This window comes from Methylobacterium sp. J-092 (genome assembly GCF_022829325.1).
GTDB lineage: Bacteria > Pseudomonadota > Alphaproteobacteria > Rhizobiales > Beijerinckiaceae > Methylobacterium.
Window position 1 is genome coordinate 15221 of record NZ_JAKSXU010000056.1, and the last position, 15012, is coordinate 30232.

The 15012-nt window shown below is 70.2% G+C and carries 14 protein-coding genes; 7 read left to right on the forward strand and 7 right to left on the reverse strand.

The window, feature by feature from the left end:
• Nucleotides 1-64: 64 nt before the first annotated feature.
• Nucleotides 65-1726 carry an ABC transporter substrate-binding protein gene (locus MKK60_RS04925; protein ID WP_243984114.1) on the reverse strand — a complete coding sequence of 554 codons (1662 nt, stop codon included), beginning with the start codon at nucleotides 1724-1726 and terminating at the stop codon, nucleotides 65-67.
• Nucleotides 1727-2039: 313 nt separating this feature from the next.
• Between MKK60_RS04925 and MKK60_RS04930 the strand changes: the two genes are divergently transcribed.
• Complete coding sequence (locus MKK60_RS04930; RefSeq protein WP_147729101.1) at nucleotides 2040-2294, forward strand: hypothetical protein; 255 nt, start codon at nucleotides 2040-2042, stop codon at nucleotides 2292-2294.
• A 71-nt stretch (nucleotides 2295-2365) separates the two neighbouring features.
• Here the strand turns inward: MKK60_RS04930 and MKK60_RS04935 are convergent, their stop codons facing one another.
• A complete protein-coding gene (locus MKK60_RS04935) occupies nucleotides 2366-2689 on the reverse strand; it encodes a hypothetical protein (protein ID WP_147863032.1) in 324 nt (107 codons plus the stop codon).
• Nucleotides 2690-2939: 250 nt separating this feature from the next.
• On the opposite strand from MKK60_RS04935, the gene MKK60_RS28405 reads away from it, so the two are divergent.
• The 6 genes from MKK60_RS28405 to MKK60_RS04965 all read left to right on the forward strand — a co-directional run bounded on the left by MKK60_RS28405 (nucleotide 2940) and on the right by MKK60_RS04965 (nucleotide 8429).
• Nucleotides 2940-3566, forward strand: a complete 627-nt coding sequence (locus MKK60_RS28405) for a CatB-related O-acetyltransferase (protein WP_279603611.1) — start codon at nucleotides 2940-2942, stop codon at nucleotides 3564-3566.
• 102 nt (nucleotides 3567-3668) lie between these two features.
• Nucleotides 3669-4835: an acetylornithine deacetylase gene (gene argE / locus MKK60_RS04945; protein WP_243984115.1), complete on the forward strand. Its 1167-nt coding sequence runs from the start codon at nucleotides 3669-3671 to the stop codon at nucleotides 4833-4835.
• A 297-nt stretch (nucleotides 4836-5132) separates the two neighbouring features.
• Nucleotides 5133-6179 (forward strand): aldo/keto reductase, encoded by a 1047-nt coding sequence (locus MKK60_RS04950; RefSeq protein ID WP_243938205.1) that lies wholly within the window; start codon nucleotides 5133-5135, stop codon nucleotides 6177-6179.
• A 146-nt stretch (nucleotides 6180-6325) separates the two neighbouring features.
• On the forward strand, nucleotides 6326-6799 hold the full coding sequence (locus tag MKK60_RS04955; RefSeq protein WP_147729221.1) for an SRPBCC family protein: 474 nt from the start codon (nucleotides 6326-6328) through the stop codon (nucleotides 6797-6799).
• Between the two features lie 177 nt (nucleotides 6800-6976).
• The gene (locus tag MKK60_RS04960) at nucleotides 6977-7306 is read left to right on the forward strand and encodes a hypothetical protein (protein ID WP_147860202.1); all 330 of its coding nucleotides are present in this window, start codon (nucleotides 6977-6979) and stop codon (nucleotides 7304-7306) included.
• A 460-nt stretch (nucleotides 7307-7766) separates the two neighbouring features.
• Complete coding sequence (locus tag MKK60_RS04965; protein WP_279603977.1) at nucleotides 7767-8429, forward strand: glycosyltransferase family 61 protein; 663 nt, start codon at nucleotides 7767-7769, stop codon at nucleotides 8427-8429.
• Between the two features lie 112 nt (nucleotides 8430-8541).
• Here the strand turns inward: MKK60_RS04965 and MKK60_RS04970 are convergent, their stop codons facing one another.
• From MKK60_RS04970 to fdnG, 5 genes are all read right to left on the reverse strand, one after another.
• Nucleotides 8542-8817 carry a hypothetical protein gene (locus tag MKK60_RS04970; RefSeq protein WP_147842273.1) on the reverse strand — a complete coding sequence of 92 codons (276 nt, stop codon included), beginning with the start codon at nucleotides 8815-8817 and terminating at the stop codon, nucleotides 8542-8544.
• A gap of 167 nt (nucleotides 8818-8984) precedes the next feature.
• Entirely contained in the window at nucleotides 8985-10007 is a 1023-nt protein-coding gene (gene fdhE / locus MKK60_RS04975) for a formate dehydrogenase accessory protein FdhE (RefSeq protein WP_147860200.1), read from the reverse strand.
• A 4-nt stretch (nucleotides 10008-10011) separates the two neighbouring features.
• A complete protein-coding gene (locus tag MKK60_RS04980; RefSeq protein ID WP_147728351.1) occupies nucleotides 10012-10731 on the reverse strand; it encodes a formate dehydrogenase subunit gamma in 720 nt (239 codons plus the stop codon).
• A 186-nt stretch (nucleotides 10732-10917) separates the two neighbouring features.
• Nucleotides 10918-11853 carry a formate dehydrogenase subunit beta gene (fdxH, locus tag MKK60_RS04985; protein ID WP_243984117.1) on the reverse strand — a complete coding sequence of 312 codons (936 nt, stop codon included), beginning with the start codon at nucleotides 11851-11853 and terminating at the stop codon, nucleotides 10918-10920.
• A 15-nt stretch (nucleotides 11854-11868) separates the two neighbouring features.
• Nucleotides 11869-14949: a formate dehydrogenase-N subunit alpha gene (gene fdnG, locus MKK60_RS04990; RefSeq protein WP_147728353.1), complete on the reverse strand. Its 3081-nt coding sequence runs from the start codon at nucleotides 14947-14949 to the stop codon at nucleotides 11869-11871.
• Nucleotides 14950-15012 lie beyond the last annotated feature (63 nt).

The following is a 15012-nucleotide window of genomic DNA, read 5'->3' on the forward strand; positions in this document are numbered from 1 at the left end:
TGCATGCGGCCCTCTCCCCGCGTGCGGGGAGAGGGGATGCCCGGCGCCCGGAAATCCCGATCCCTCACTTCACCACCGCGACGTCCATCGCCAGCGTGTACTGGTCGATCCGCGGCGTGTAGCGCAGGCCCTTCACCGTGGCCCAGGGGGTGACCTCGAAGTGGAGCGGGATCAGCGGGTAGTCCGCCATGGCGAGCGCGGAGGCCCGGCGCAGCAGGGCGGAGCGCTCATTCTCGTCGAAGGTGCGCATCGCCTCGATGGTGAGGCGGTCGACCTCGCGGTTGCAGTAGCGGCCGCGGTTGGTGAAGCCGCGGCCGGATTCGGGATCGAAGCACAGCAGCAGCGAATTCAGCGAGTTCGACATCTCGCCGGAATCGGCGCCCCAGCCGGCGAGGTAGGCCGAGAACGAGAAGGTGTTGCGCCGGGTGAAGAAGGTCGACGCGGTCGCGGCGTCGAGGCTCGTCTTCACGCCGATCCGGCTCCACATCTGGGCCACCGCCTGCGCGATCTTCTCGTCGTTGATGTAGCGGTCGTTCGGCGTGCCGAGCGTGATCTCGAAGCCGTTCGGGTAGCCGGCCTGGGCCAGGAGGTCCTTAGCCGCCTTCGGATCATAGGCGACGACGGGGAAGTCCTTGGTCGTGCCGGCCAGCGGGAACGGCAGCAGCTCGCCCGCGCCCTGCGCCACCCCGCCCATCACCCGCTCGACGACGGCCTTGCGGTCGATCGCCTTGGACAAAGCCTCGCGCACGCGCCGGTCGAGCAACGGGTTCTTCTCCGGCGGCGCAGCCTTGTCGGTGCCGCGGATCGTCGGCGTCTTCCAGCCCGGGCCGTCGAACTGGTCGAGGTGGATGTAGATGATGCGGTTCGACAGGCCCTTGGCGACGGTGAAGCCCGCCGCCTCGATCCGCGGCAGGTCCTGGATCGCCGGGTTCTCGATCAGGTCCGCGTCGCCGGCGAGCAGCGCCGCCACCCGCGGGCCGGTGGAGACGATCGGCTTCATCGTCACCGTGTCGAAGGCGGGCGCCGCGCCCCAGTAGGTCGGGTTCCGGGCCAGCACGACCTGGGTGCCGCGCACGTACTCCTTGAGCGCATAGGGGCCGGTGCCGACGGCGACCTTGGGGTTGCCGAAATCGGTGGATTTCGGCGGCGTGCCCATGCCGGCGCACCCGCCCTTGGCGAAGGTGACCGGGCCGGGCGCGCCCGAGGCCTTGGCGCTGAGCATGCCGAGCGCGGTGATGTTGGTCGGCAGCAGCGGCAGCGGCTCGGCGGTCCTGATCACCACGGTGAGCGGATCGGGCGCGGTGACGCTCTCGAACGGCCGGACGAAGGTGGCGAAGGAGGAGGGCGAGTTCTCCACCAGCGGGATGCGGCAGAAGGTGTAGATCACGTCGTTGGCGGTGAACGGCGTGCCGTCCGAGAAGGTGACGTTCGGGCGCAGCCTGAACGTCCAGGTATGCGCGTCGTCGGCCGTCCAGGCGAGCGCCAGCGCGGGCAGCACCGTCATCGCGGGGTCGGTGGTGACCAGGCCCTCGAAGATGTGGCGCCGCAGCGCGTTGTTGGGGCCGAGGTTGTGGAAATGCGGGTCGATCGACGTGGCTTCCGCGGCGAGGCCGATGCGCAGGTCGCGCGCCGCGGCGCCCAGCGGCCCGCCCGCGGATGCCAGCGCCCATCCGCACAGGACGGCGCACGACAGGGTCCGGCACGGACGGCGGCGCGTCTCGATCATCGACGGTTCCGTGTAGAAGGAGCGGGCACGCAAGGGTGGCGCATCGACGGCGCGAGAGCATTTTCGAGCGAGGCGGCGTCCGGCTCGCGTGAAGACAATGCGATCCCGCACCCTGGATAGAGCCTGTTTCGTGATCCATCGATCACGGGACAGGCTCTAGCGTCAATCGTGCCAATCCTCGGGTCGGAGCGTTTTCAGGCGGGGCGGATGCCGTCTCGCGTGTGACGATGCGACCCCACAAGAGGTGCGACCCGGTTTCGCGATCCGAGGATCGTGGGCCAGGCTCGCGCCACACCGGTCAAGGACACGCGCAATGGGTATGAAGACGACGTTCGTGGTCCAGACCTTCGTGGTCAAGCGCAAGCGCCTGGTGCCCGGCGACCGCGAGGTGGCGCCGACCGAGAGCGGGGCGCTGAAGAAGGCGGAAGCGATGTCCGGGCGGATGCCCGGCACCGCGGCGCTGAAGGTGGTGGCCGACGACGAGACCGGCGAGCTGGAAAGCGCGACGATCCTGGCGAGCTTCGGCGAGGTGCCCGAGGACTTCGCGGAGAGCCTGCAGGGCGGCTGACGGCACCGGGAACGCGAAAGGCGGAGCGGGCCGCCCGGCCCGCTCCGCCTCGATCAGGGTCCGCGCGGCCTTCAGCGGCCGCTGGGCGCCGCACCGCTGCCGGTGGTGCCGTTTCCGCTGCCGCTGCCGGCGGGCGAGCCCGCGGTGCTGGTCGAGGGGCCGCCGCTGGCGCCGGGGGGCGGCGCACCGGCGCCCGGGGCCATGGTGCCCGAGCCGCCCATGGTGCCCGAACCGCTCATGGTGCCGCCGGTCGATCCCGCCGTGCCCGCGCCGCTGCCCGAATTCACGGTGCCGCCCGCGCTGGGCCCGGCGCCCGGGCTGCCGGTCTGGGCGAAGGCGGTGCCGCCGAGAGGCAGGATCAGGCAGGTGGCGAGCGCGAGAATCTTGTACGACATCAAGTTTCCTCCTGGTTTCTATACGGGAGCAACGGTGTCGCGGCCGGCTTGTTCAATATCGATCGCTGCAGCCGCAGGTTCGGGCCGCCCCCGGCGGCCTCGCACGGCGGCCCCGATCGCCCCTTCCATCCTCCCCCGTGCCGCCCGGCGCTTTGACACGGGGGAAGGCATCGCGGACACGGTAGAAAGGCATCGCAGGCACGGGAAAGGCATGGCGCGACCCGCCGGCGCCGACGGGGAGCCCCGCCGCATGATCGAGCCCAAACCGGTCTTCGACGACCTCACCGCCTTCCACCTCGCCCGCGGCATCGCGCGCTGGGGCTGGACCGTGGGGGCGCACAGCTACGGCAATCCGCGGGTGCTGGAGCCGGAATCGGCCCGGCTCCACATTGGCCGGTTCTGCTCGATCGGGCCGAACGTCACCATCGCGCTCGGCAACCACCGCACCGACCTCGTCACCACCTACCCGTTCAAGGCGCTCGCCGCCTTCTGGCCGAACGCGGCGGCCGGCGCGCACGACCACGCCACCCGCGGCGACGTCGTCCTCGGCGACGAGGTCTGGCTCGGGGCCAACAGCACGATCCTGTCGGGCGTCACCATCGGCAGCGGCGCCGTGGTCGGCGCGGGCGCGGTGGTGCGCCGCGACGTGCCGCCCTACGCCCTCGTCACCGGAAACCCGGCGACCGTCCTGCGCTACCGCTTCGATCCGGAGACCATCGCACGCCTGCTGGAGGTGTGCTGGTGGGCCTGGGACGACGCCCGGATCGCGGACCACCTGCCGCTGATCCTCGGCGCCGACATCGCGGCGTTCCTAGCCCGGGCCGAGGCCGCGCCGAAGCGCCCGCGCCGGCCGCGAAAGCCGAAACCCGCCGGATGAGCGCCGGCCGGCGTGCGAGCCGCGCCGTTGCGCGCGGGGGCCGGTTCTCGCTATCCCTCCCGGCACCACCCCCGGCCGCCGCAGCCCGGCACGAAGGACCGAATGCAAGCCGCACCGACGCCCACGGACATCCTCGCCACGCTGGTGGCGTTCGACACCACCAGCGCGCTGACGAACCTGCCGCTGGTCGACTGGGTCCAGGATTTCGCGGAGACGCACGGCGCCGCGGTCGAGCGGGTGATGGACGAGACGGGGGAGAAGGCCGCCCTGTGGATCACGGTCGGGCCGGCCGGCGTGCCGGGCTACGTGCTCTCCGGGCACAGCGACGTGGTGCCGGTGGCCGGCCAGGACTGGAGCCACGACCCGTTCCGGCTGACCGAGGCCGACGGCCGGCTCTACGGGCGCGGCACCTCGGACATGAAGGGGTTCGTCGCCGTCTGCCTCGCGCTCCTGCCGGAGATAGCGGCGGCGCCCCTCGTCCGGCCGCTCCACCTGGCCCTGTCCTACGACGAGGAGGTCGGCTGCCTCGGCGTGCGCCCGCTGATCGCGCGGATGCGGGCGATGGGCCTCGCGCCGCTGGGATGCTTCGTCGGCGAACCGACCGGGATGGCGGTCGTCACCGGGCACAAGGGCAAGCACGCCGCCCGCGTCACCTTCCGCGGCAAGGCCTGCCACTCGGCGCTGGCGCCGGCCGGCGTCAACGCGGTCGAGTACGCCGCGCGCTTCATCCTCCACGTCAGGCAGATGGCCGACGCGCTGGCGGCATCCGGCGCGCGCGATCCGCTCTACGACGTGCCCCACACCACCGGGCTCAGCAGCGTCGTCCACGGCGGCACCGCCCTCAACATCGTGCCGGACCGCTGCAGCGTCGACTTCGAGTTCCGGGCCATCGGCGCGGACGATGCCGGTGCGCTGGCCCGGCGCGCGATCGCCTTCGCAACCGAGACCCTCGCCGCGGAGATGGCCGCGCGCGATCCCGCCTGCGGCGTCGCGGTCGCCCCGCTGATCGATTATCCCGGCCTCGAGACCGCGGCCGATTCGGCGCTGGTGACGCTGGCCAAGCGGCTCGCCGGCCGCAACGGCCACGCCAAGGTCTCGTTCGGCACCGAGGGCGGGCTGTTCCAGGCGCTCGGCGACGTGCCAGCGGTGGTGGTCGGCCCGGGCTCGATCGCCCGCGCCCACAAGGCCGACGAATTCATCACGCTCGCCGAGCTCGACGCCTGCGCCGCCTTCGTGCGCCGGCTGATCGCGGAGAGCTGCGAGGGCTGACGGCCCGCTCGCCCCGGCCTGCGGCGGCCCTATCTGACGAGCGATGCGCCGTCCCTTGCCCGCCGCGCCTTCCCTCCCCCCGACGGATCTCGGGCTTGCCCGAGATCCGCACCCCGTATGCCCAAGTCGGGCAGGCCCGACTTGGGTACGGGGGAGGGTGGGCCTCGCGTCAGCGAGGGTCGGGAGAGGGGAGCGCCCTTTCAGGCATCGTCGCTCCCCTCTCCCGACCCGCTGCGCGGGCCACCCTCCCCCGCAGAGGGGGGAGGGAAGGGCACGCCCCTCATAGGATTCACCCCCATGCGCCAGAACAAGCTCGGCCGGACCGGCCTCTTCGTCTCGGAACTCTGCCTCGGCACGATGACCTTCGGCGGCGGGGAAGGGATGTGGCGGCAGATCGGTGCGCTCGACCAGGCGGAGGCCGAGCGCCTCGTCGGCCGCGCGATCGATGCCGGGATCAATGTCGTCGACACCGCCGACGTCTACGCCGAGGGCCTGTCCGAGCAGATCACCGGCCAGGCGTTGAAGGCCCTCAAGGTGCCGCGCGAGAACGTGGTCGTCGCGACCAAGGCCTACGGCCCGACGGGGCCGGGCGCGAACAGCCGCGGGGCCTCGCGGGTGCATCTGCTCGACGCGGTGAAGGCCAGCCTGAAGCGGCTGCAGCTCGACCACATCGACCTCTACCAGATCCACGGCTTCGACCCGGCGACCCCGATCGAGGAGACGGTGCGGGCGCTCGACATCCTCGTCCAGCACGGCCACGTCCGCTACGTCGGCGTCTCGAACTGGGCGGCCTGGCAGATCGTGAAGGCGCTCGGCATCTCCGAGCGCGAGGGGCTGGCCCGCTTCGAGAGCCTGCAGGCCTACTACACGCTGGCCGGCCGCGACCTCGAGCGCGAGATCGTGCCGATGCTCCGGAGCGAGCGCCTCGGCCTGATGGTCTGGAGCCCGCTCGCCGGCGGCCTGCTCTCGGGCAAGTATTCCGGCGACGCCGCCGGCGAGGGCCGGCGCGCCGCCTTCGACTTCCCGCCGGTGGAGCGCGGCCGCGCCGAATCCTGCATCGACGCGATGCGGCCGATGGCGGCCGCCCGCAACGTCTCGATCGCGCAGATCGCGCTGGCGTGGCTGCTGCACCGGCGCGTGGTGTCGAGCGTCATCGTCGGCGCCAAGCGCCTCGACCAGCTCGACGACAACATCGCCGCGACGCAGATCGAGCTGAGCGAACCCGAGCTCGACGCCCTCGACGCGGTCAGCGTGCTGCCGCGCGAATACCCGGGCTGGATGTTCGAAACGCAGGGGGCGCGGGCCAAGCAGCTGGCCGAGGCCGGGCGCAGGAATGCGCGCTAGCGAGAACCGACGGGTGCCGGCCGGCGATCTCCGCATCCCGGCCGCCATTGCCACGGCGGGGGTCGAGGCCTAGCTCGTGCGGGCCCCCTGAGAGGGCCGGCGCCGGGAATACCGGCGCGCGCCGCCTATCGTCGGAGACGCCCATCATGATCCGGACCCTCGCTCTGCCCGTCCTCGCGCTCGTCGCCGGCACGGTGCCGGGCTACGCCATCGACGTCGCCAAGACCGCCACGGTCGCCGCCCCGCCCGCCAAGGTCTGGCAGGCCATCGGCGACTTCTGCGGCATCGGCGACTGGCACCCGGCGGTGGAGAAGTGCGCGCTGTCCGAGAAGGACGGCATGAAGGTCCGCACCCTCTCGCTCAAGGGCGGCGGCACCCTCGTCGAGGAGCAGGTCTCCCGCGACGACAAGGTGATGAGCTACACCTACACGATCCTGTCCGGCCCGCTGCCGGTCTCCGACTACAAGTCGACGCTCTCGGTGGCGCCGGACGGCACCGGCTCGAAGCTGAGCTGGACCGGGACCTTCAACGCCAAGGGCGCCCCGGACACCGTCGCCACCGACGCGATCTCCGGCATCTACGAGTCGGGCCTGAAGGCCATCGCCGACAAGGCGAAGTAGGCCGGTTCGGTCGACGAACGAGCTGTTCCCTCCCCCCTCTGCGGGGGAGGGAAACCGCGATCACGCGAACGGCGATCGCAGATCGAGCACCGCAATCGAAGCCTACGATTGACCGCCCGGCGGCGCGGGGTCAAAAACCGTCCGGCGCAAGCTGCGCCGTGTCAGGGAAAGCCGCCCGTGCCGACCAAGATTTCCGGATTTTCGCTCGCCGCCCTCCTCGCCGCCGCCGCGCTCGGCGGCTGCCAGCAGAAGGCCGCGGCGCCCGCCGTCGCCGTCGCGGCGGCGCCGGCCCCCGTGGTGCTGCCGCAGGGCTCCGGCTGCGGCCCGGCGATCGGCCGGACCCAGGCCGTGGTCGACAGCGACGTCGCCACCGGTAACCTCAACAAGCCGGTCGGCGACCGGTTCAGCGCGGACCTCGCCCATGCCTCGGCAGCCTGCGCCGCCGGCCGCGACGGCGAGGCGCTGCACCTGCTCGCCGCCGCCAAGAGCCGCTACGGCTACCCGTAGGATCTAAGCACATGATTGGTGCGACGGGGGATGTAACGGGCGATGGCGACCCGTATTCAACGCATCAACGCAATATGGGGCGAGACCGAGCGGATTGCGGCGAATCCGAGCCTCCGCATGCTGGCGCCCATGACCTACCGCCCCGCCGTCGGCGGGTCGCCGCACCGGGTCGTCGCGGTCGACGACCCTGCGGTCGACGAAGATGGCGGCGGGACGCTTCCAGCAGCGTCGGACGGATTGTACATCCTCATCGATGGAATGACCGGACATTACGGGCATTTCATCGTTGACGTCCTCTCGCGCCTGTGGCCGCTGGTCGGCCGGGAGCCGGGCCCGGTTTGGCTCGTCTGCCAGCCTGAGCATGGCCGGTCGTACTGGGAGCGCCACCCGTTCCTCGCCGAGATGCTCGACGGCCTTCGACTTGACCCTCGACGCGGTGGTGAGCTTCTCAGATCCCGTCATGCTGCCGCGGGTGGCAATCCCGGAGCCGAGCTTCCGGAGCTTGCAGAGCGCCCACGCGGTGTTCGGCGACCTGTGTCGCACCATCGGGCGTCGCCATTGGACCGAAGCCGAGGTCGATACGGTCACGCGACCGGCCTATTTGTCGAAATCGCGCCTGCCGACTGGGGTTCAACGCCTCGTGAACGAGAGCAACCTTGTGGCCGCGCTGGAGCGCCAGGGCGTCGATATCTTGTACCCTGAGACGATGAGCTTCGCCGAGCAGGTCAAGCTCTTCGCCCAGAGACGGGTCGTCATGGGGCTGACTGGCTCGGCCTTCCATACCGCGCCGTTCTCGGCGCCGGCGCGGCGGACCATCGCCTTGTCGGGGATGCTGCACCTGCACGCAAACTACATCCTGTTCGATGCCATCAACAGGAACCACGCGCACTACTACTTCACACCTGGCACGACGACCTTCGCGGAGAATGGGTTTGGGGTCGGCTGGAAGATCCCCGACCCTGGTCGCGTCGCCGAGCAGATGGCACGTCGCGCCGAGAACATCGACTGGATCGAGCGCTACGATGTCGAGGTCGAGGCCGAGGCGGAGCGCCGCGGGCAAAGCCTCACCGGACGCCTGCGCCGGCTGCGCCGGAGCCTGCTGGCGCGATGGAAACCCGGCTGAAGGTGGCGCCGCATCGCCGAACCGCGGATAACCGAAGCAGGCGCATCCGCACTGGAACGCGCCTGCAGTCACCGATTTCGACGGGGCCGCCGTCAGCCGATGGGACGGAAGCTCAGCGGCCGCCGCCGCTGCCGGTCGAGCCGATGCGCGAGGGCTGGCCCTCGTTGCCGGAGGCGGCCGAGTCGGTGGCGATGCCGTCGGCGGCGCGGCCGGTCGGCGAGTAGGTGGCGGCGCCTTCCTCGCCGGTCGAGTTAGTCTGGCGCGTGACCACGCCCGGCGCGCCCGGCGGCACGACGACGGTGGTGCCGGTCGGCGTCTCGATGACCTGGGCGAAAGCGGGGGCGGCGACGCCGAGCGCGAGGGCGGCGGCGAGGGTGAGCTTGATCATGGGGGTGGGGCCTGGACGAGGGGACGGCGCATCGAGCGCCTGAGCCGGGACAACGTCGATTGCGCGCAATCGGTCCATGCGCGCGCGCGATGGACGTTATGTCGCCGCCCGGTGCGGAAGGGGGAAACCGCGCCGCCGGCGCCTCGCCTCCGGCGGCGGAGCGGCGCTCAGGTCACGAAGAGCGGGTTCAACCCGGCCTTGTGGAAGCCGTCCTCGGCGATCTTCAGGTCGAGGCCGTAGGAGGCGACGTCGTCGGCGACGGGGTCGAGCGCCGGGTCGCGGTGCTGGTGCAGGTGCTTGATGTAGCTGTGGCAGGTGCCGCAGGTTTCGACCTGGATGTCCTTCGAGAGCTCGTCGAGGCTCTGGTAGGTGATCGCCTCGCCCGAGCCGCAGGCGGTGCAGCGGATGCGGACGTGATTCCACTGGCTGCCGCAGAGCGAGCAGGCGAGGTAGCGCGCCTTGTCGGCCGGGGTCCAGGCGACGATCAGGCTCGCCACGGGAGCGCCGCCGCAGGCCGGGCAGACGCCGTCGGCCACCGGCTTCAGCGCCGACCGGTCGAGGCGGGCGGCGGCCTCCGACAGGCAGAGCTGGAGCGCGGCCGCGACGAACACGCATTCGGCCATGCGCTCGACCGGGAACGCGCCCTCGAACACCTGCACGCCGAGATCGAGGCGATCCTCCGGCGATGCGGATCGCAGCGCCGCCGCCGCGTCGTGGGCGGCCTGCGGCGCCGGCCCGAGGTCGAGGGCGGCGAGCAGCCCGTCCAGGCAGGCCAGGAAGGCGCCGGGCGCCTCCAGGCTGTGGCGCGAGAGCGGCGGCATGCCGTGCTCGAGCCGCAGGGCGCGGTCGGCATTCGGCTCGGTCTCGGGCTGCGGCACCTGTCCGGCGCGCGCGGCCTGAACCGAGGCCTGCGCCGTGGCGATGCGGGCAAGCAGGTCGAGGTAGCCGCCCATAGGATGGTCGGGGGCAAGGCGCTGCAGCCGCAGGGCGCGGTTCGCGAACAGGTCGGCCGGGACGGGGAGCTGGACGAAGGGCACCGAGCCGGCGATGCCGATCCGGTCCGGATCGGGCTGCAGCTCGTGCAGCTTCTGGCGTTTCGGGGTTTTACCGGCGGTGTCGGCGGGATCTTGCGCGGCGGGATCTTGCCCCGCGGGCTCGGCCGCGGGGGTGCGCTTGAAGAAACGGGCCAAGGCGTCAGTGCCCGCGCTTGTCGGTGGAGCCGCGCTGGCGCTTGCCGCCGGCGATCTGCCGGAACCACTTGCGGTGGTGGCGATAGGCCCAGCCGCCGGTGACGGTGCCGCGCACCATCGCCCGGCCGGTGCCGCGCACCCAGATGCCGGCGTAGATGTGCACGACGATGATCGCGATGGCGACGACCGCGGCGAGCGAGTGCGCCAGCAGCGCCCAGCGCTTCGTCTCGATGACGGTGTACTGGTAGAAGTACTGGTCCCAGATCACCAGCCCGGTGACGAACATGATCCCGATCAGCGCGGTCTGGCCCCAGAACACGCCCTTCTGGCCGGCATTGTACTTGCCGAGCTCTGGCAGCCGGTCCTCGCGGTTGGTGACCACGTCGCCGATCTTCATCGACCAGGCGACGTCGTCCTTGTTGGGGATGTTGAGCTTCCAGAAGCGCAGGAACAGCAGCGCGAAGCTGACCGCCAGCGCCACGCCGAACCACGGGTGGATCGCCCGCGTCGCCTGGCCCCCGCCGAAGATGCCGGTGAGCGAGAACAGGTACGGCGTGAACATCGCCAGGCCGGAGAGGGTCAGCAGGGTGAACAGGATCGCGGTGATCCAGTGGTTGACGCGCTGCAGGCCGGTGTAGCGGGGAACGTAGAGGATCTCCGGCGCCTCGTGCACCTCGCGCAAGGGGCGGGCATCGCCGTCTCGGATGTCGGTGTGAACGGTCATCGGGTCTGCTTCTCTCGACCTGGAGCATCGTCCACGATCTCCCGATCGCGGACAAGGCTCGCGCTTATCGTAGGGCCGCGTCGTCCTCGCGCGCCGGGATCCACCGCGCGCGATCGATGCGCCCGTGGCCCCGAACGGGAGCCGGGAGGCCGGCCCGCCCTCGGCGGCGCCGGCCTCCCGTGCCCGTCAGTGCGGCCGGGCCTCGCCGCTCTCGGCGTCGCGGCGCTTCTCGTGGTCGTACTCGATCGCCTCTTCCTCCTCCTCGGCGACGACCTCGTTCGGCCCCGCCGTGACGTAGTGGAAGAACCCGGCGACCGCCGCGAAGCCCATCGCGGCGAGCCCGAACACCTTGGCGCCGCCCTTCCAGAAGGCGACCAGCGGCGAGATCTTCGGGTCGAGGGGCAGGCCGGCATAGAGCTGCGGCTTGTCGGCGTGGTGGAGCACGTACATCACGTGCGTGCCGCCGACGCCGGCCGGGTCGTACAGGCCGGCATGCTCGAAGCCGCGCGACTTGAGGTCCTCGACCCGGCCGTGCGCCTGCTCGATCATCGCGGCCTTGGTGCCGAACATGATCGAGCCGGTCGGGCACGCCTTGGCGCAGGCGGGCGCCTGGCCGACGGCGACGCGGTCCGAGCACAGCGTGCACTTGTACGCCTTGTGGTCCTTCTCGGAGATGCGCGGGATGTTGAACGGGCAGCCCTTCACGCAGTAGCCGCAGCCGATGCAGTTCTCCTCGATGAAGTCGACGATGCCGTTGGAGTACTGCACGATCGCGCCGGGGGACGGGCACGCCTTGAGGCAGCCCGGATCGGTGCAGTGCATGCAGCCGTCCTTGCGGATCAGCCATTCGAGGTTGTTGGTCGCCTCGTTCTCGTACTCGGTGAACCGCATCAGGGTCCACGTCTTGGGCGTGAGGTCGTGCGGGTTGTCGTAGACGCCGACGTTGACGCCGACGTCGTCGCGCAAGTCGTTCCACTCCTCGCAGGCCGACTGGCAGGCCTTGCAGCCGATGCACTTCGACACGTCGATGAGCTTGGCGACCTCCATGTGCGAGCGGATGGCCGGCGGCGTCTCCGTGGAGGCGGAGCGCTGCCGGATGTCGAGGGAGCTGTAATCGGCCATGGTCTGATGCTCCCCTTACGCGACGGCGTCAGCAGGAGGCGTCGTCGCCTCGATGTTGACGAGCCACGCCTTGAACTCGGGCGTCTCGGTGTTGGCGTCGCCGACCACCGGGGTGAGCGAGTTCGGGTGCCATCCTTTCTTCGTCTGGCCCATGAAGCCCCAATGCTGCGGGATGCCGACCACGTGGACGGCCTTCCCGTCGCACATCAGCGGCTTGATGCGCTTGGTGACGACCGCCTTGGCCTTGAGCGAGCCGCGCTTGGACCAGACCCGGACCCAGCCGCCCTTGACGATGCCCTTCTCCTTCGCGAGCTGCTCGGAGATCTCGACGAAGGCCTCCGGCTGGAGGATCGCGTTGATCCGGGCGTGCTTGGTCCAGCCGTGGAAGTGCTCGGTCAGCCGGTAGCTCGTCGCCGCGTAGGGGAACTCCTCCGAGGTGCCGAGATCGGCCAGGTCGTCCTTGAAGATCCGCGACGCCGGGTTGCCCTTCACCCGCGGGAACGGGATGTTGGCCATCGGCGACTCGAACGGCTCGTAGTGCGTCGGGAACGGCCCGTCGCGCATCAGGCCGCGGGTCCACAGGCGGGCGACGCCCTCCTGGTTGAGGATGAACGGGCCGACGCCCTTATCGGGGGCGACGGTGACGCCGTAATCCGGCACGTCGAAGCCGACCCACTGCTTGCCGTTCCACTCGATGAGCTTCTTCTTCTCCGACCACGGCTTCCCTTCCGGGTCGCACGAGGCGCGGTTGTAGAGCACGCGGCGGTTGGCCGGCCAGGCGAAGGCCCAGTTCGGCGCGATGCCGCGGTCGCCGGGATCGGTGTTGTCCCGGCGGGCCATGGTGTTGCCCTTCTCCGTGTAGCAGCCCGAATAGACCCAGCAGCCGCAGGCCGTGGTGCCGTCGTCCTTGAGCTGGGCGAAGCCGTCGACCTGGCGCCCGGCCGGCAGGGTCTGCCCGTCGAGGCCCGGCGTCGGGGCGAGCGTGTAGCCGTTCAGCTCGCGCGCGAGCTCGACCGGGGTCGGCTCGTGGGCGATCGCGTAGTTCCAGGTCAGGTTGAGCATCGCGTCCGGGAAGGCGCCGCCCTCCTTCTGGTACATCTCCTTCATGCGCAGGAAGATGCCCGCCATGATGTCGATGTCGGGCTTGCACTCGCCCGGCGCGTCCTGGGCCTGCCAGTGCCATTGCAGCCAGCGGCTGGAGTTGGAGAGCGAGCCCTCCTCCTCGGCGAACAGCGTCGTCGGCAGCTCGAACACCTCGGTCTGGATCGAGGCGGTGTCGACGTCGTTGTACTCGCCGTGGTTCTCCCAGAACCGCGCGGTCTCGGTTTTGAGCGGATCCATCACCACGATGAACTTCATCTTGGAGAAGGCTTCCGTCATCTTGGCGCGATTGGGGAACGACAGCAGGGGGTTGAAGCCCTGGATGATGTACCCGGTCATCTTGCCTTGCTTCGCCAGCTCGAAGCCGCGCAGCACGTCGTAGGTCGGCACGTCGAGCTTGGGCAGGTAGTCGTAGGCCCAGTCGTTCTCCTTGGTCGCCTTCTCGCCCCACATCGCCTTCTGGAACGAGACGAAGAACTTGTTGTAGTTCGACCAGTAGCTGGTCTGGCCCGGGCGCAGCGGCTTGAACTGCCGCTTCTCGGCGTAGGACTGGTAGGTCGGCTCCTTCTCGATCGGGATGTTCAGGTAGCCGGGGATGAGGTTCGACATCAGCCCGATGTCGGTCAGCCCCTGGATGTTGGAGTGGCCGCGCAGCGCCTGCATGCCGCCGCCCAGCATCCCGATGTTGCCGAGCAGGGTCTGCACGATGCACATCGAGCGGATGTTCTGCGAGCCCTTCGAGTGGTGGGTCCAGCCGAGCGCGTAGAGCGAGGCCATCGTCCGGTCGGGCGTCGAGGTCGTGGCGATGAGCTCGCAGACCTTGAGGAAGGTCTCCTGCGGCGAGCCGCAGATCCGCGACACCATCTCGGGCGTGTAGAGCGCGACGTGCTTCTTCAGGAGCTGCATCACGCAGCGCGGGTGCTGCATCGTCTCGTCGACGACCGCGTAGCCGTCCGGCCCGATCTCGTAGTCCCAGGTCGACTTGTCGTAGTCGCGCTTCTCCGGATCGTAGCCGGAGAACAGCCCGTCCTGGAAGTCGTAGCCCTCGCGCACGACGTAGCCGGCGTTGGAATACGCCGCGACGTAGCGGTGCTGCAGCTTGTCGTTGTCGAGCAGGTATTTGGCCACGCCCGACAGGAACGCGATGTCGGTCCCCTGGCGGATCGGGCAGTACAGGTCGGCCACCGACGCGGTGCGCGTGAAGCGCGGGTCGACGACGATCAGCTTGGCGTTGTTGTGGGCCTTGGCCTCGACCACCCACTTGAAGCCGCAGGGATGCGCCTCAGCAGCATTGCCGCCCATGACGGTGATGACGTCCGCGTGCTTGATGTCCATCCAGAGGTTGGTCATCGCACCGCGGCCGAAGGAGGGCGCCAGACTGGCGACCGATGGGCCGTGTCAAACCCTGGCCTGGTTGTCGAAGACCAGGGCCCCCATGCTTCGGACCGTCTTGTAGGTCAGCCACGCGGTCTCGTTGGAGGTCGCGGAGGCGCCGAGGAAGCCCATCGTGGTCCAGCGGTTGACCGTGAGGTCGCCGTTCTTGGCCACGAAGTTCTTGTCGCGGTCCTCCTTCATCAGCCGGGCGATCCGCTCGAAGGCGAATTCCCAGGAGACGCGCTTGAACTCCTTCGCGCCGGCCTCGCGGTGCAGCGGGTACTTCGTCCGGGTCTCGGCCTGGATGAAGTCGAGCAGCGCCGAGCCCTTCGGGCAGAGCGTGCCGCGGTTGATCGGGTGATCGGGATCGCCCTCGACGTGCATCACCGCCGAGCGGGCGTTCTTCGACTTGTCGCCGAGGCTGTAGAGGATGATGCCGCAGGCGACCGAGCAGTAGGGGCAGGTGTTGCGGGTCTCGCGCATCTGCGCGAGCTTGAAGGGGCGCACCGCCGCCGCCATCGCCGGCTCGAGGCCGCCGAAGCCGAGGGCGCCGAGCGAGCCGCCCGCGAGGGTGACGGCGCCACCCTTCAGCAGGCCGCGGCGAGAGACCTGAATCGTCATCCGTCCATCCCGATCAGAACTGGAGTTATTCCAGCATGCATCCCAGGATTGGCGCGCCGAGGC